We start from the raw sequence: 1,865 nt of genomic DNA on the forward strand, positions 1-1,865 counted from the left end.
CTTCAAAGAATCTAACGCCCCCACCCTCTCTTCGAAGCGGGGCTTTCCTCGTATGAAGGAGAAGCCTCCCCAAGCCCCTCCGAAGGAGGGGATGTATTCCCCCAAAACGCTTCTTTCTATCTAAAAGAGCCTCTCTTTCATGCAAGAAGGGCGTTTCCTTGCCTCGAAGAGAGCCTTTCTTTGCATGGAAGAAACGCCCCCTTTGTTTTCAAACATTGGTTTTCACTCCCCTCTCCATTCGGAGAGGGGGCGGGGGAGAGGCTGTAGTTGGGTTCGTGGTGAGCCTGTATCGCCTGGCGGCGAGGCTGTTCCTTCCTCTCAATGAGCCATATAAAAGGCTGCACCTAAGGCTCCTTTATACTCGTCAACATCAATTCTATCTCCCTCCTGATAGGTCTCATACTCCTTTTTCGATACTGTTATCTCACCATCCTCTTGCATCGTTCCGCAGGAGGCAAAGCGCACTTTATACGCATGACTGCGTCCGCTCGTCTCAAACTTATCCTTCACATAACTGATGTGATGATCTGGTTCGGAGTCATCAAACGCTACGTTATAGGTTATGATGGTGCCAATCGCATAAAAGATAGCGAAGAAGAGGACAAAAATAAACTGCTCGGTTGGATTGTCCACGCGTGATTTTGTGAAACTGAAGTTGTACCAGAGGAACGGAATAGAGACCACAACAATGCACAGAAGCATATAGGGTATGAGCGGATAAATGTCTATGATGTTCTCACGCAACGCTAAACACAACAGCACCAAAGACACTAAATAGGTACTACTAAACAGTGTTGGGCGGTCGGTATCATCACGATATACATCGAAAAGTGCCGTTCCTTTCGACTTGATAAACACAATGCTCGCCAGCCAAGGCATAACTGCTGCCGCCAAAAAGACGTATCGGTAATAGGGCATTGGCACGAAGATGAGGGCGACGGTGACGATGTTTGCAAGGATATTCACCGCTCGTGCCCATAGACGGTTGCGTTCGTTCTGATTGAGCCGTTCGACTGCGCTGGCTCCTAAAGAGCTATTCTGCCTTATCGACTGGCGGTCTTTTCTCTTCTCACGGAGGAAGTAATTATGGAAATAACGCCCTGCCCAGCGTTCCACGTCATGGTAATCTCGATAGTAAACACCGAAGGTTATCTCCTTTCCTGCACCCTGATAGGGTACGAATTCGATACCATTCCCGTAAGAAGGTAGCACACTTTCAATACTATTGAAGAACAGAACTCGAGTGCCAAAGAGACTTTCCTTGACGATTCTATCTTCATAGATATACACCTTATCACGCCTTGTATAGAGGATGGCAAATACTGGAAAAAGGAGGAGGAAAAGCCCCATAAGTGTGGAGATATAATCGTCCAGCGAGGCAGAACCATGTAAAATAGTAGTCAAAACGCCTGTTTGTACGGCATCATAGATGATTGCAATGCCGAAAACAAAGAGTGCGATAGCAAAGAGATACAATATGATTTGTCCTGTAAGTGCCATCTTGTAAGGTATTGCTACCCTACTATCTCCCCTCTTCCCGTCCGTTGCCGAGGCTGGAATCTGTATGTCTTTTCTATGTTTCATTATCAATGTTTTAATATAAAGAAAATACCTCTCTCCTACCCAACTACAGCCTCACCCCCGCCCCAACTACAGCCTCACCCCCGACCCCTCTCCGAATGGAGAGGGGAGTGAAGACCAATGTTTGAAAACAAAGAGGGCGTCAGCTTCTGTGGATTCCCATGTTCCTTTAGGAGCTCTGTGTCGCTTCGCGCCTTCGTGCCATCTGTGTATTCCGTGTTCAAAATGCCACAGCAAAGAATCGTTTAACCATTTCTTCCATGTGGAGAAATGTCTCACCCCCG

General features: G+C 47.2%; 2 protein-coding genes. Both read right to left on the reverse strand.

Annotated features, from left to right (window positions below; genetic code table 11):
- Nucleotides 1-318: 318 nt before the first annotated feature.
- Nucleotides 319-1,584 (reverse strand): hypothetical protein, encoded by a 1,266-nt coding sequence (locus tag O3603_RS11985; protein ID WP_371523046.1) that lies wholly within the window; start codon nucleotides 1,582-1,584, stop codon nucleotides 319-321.
- Nucleotides 1,585-1,650: 66 nt separating this feature from the next.
- The coding region (locus O3603_RS11990) for a hypothetical protein (RefSeq protein ID WP_371523047.1) at nucleotides 1,651-1,865 on the reverse strand (215 nt) is incomplete at its 5' end.

The sequence above is a fragment of the Prevotella sp. 20925_1_30 genome, from assembly GCF_041433025.1.
GTDB classification, from domain to species: domain Bacteria; phylum Bacteroidota; class Bacteroidia; order Bacteroidales; family Bacteroidaceae; genus Prevotella; species Prevotella vespertina.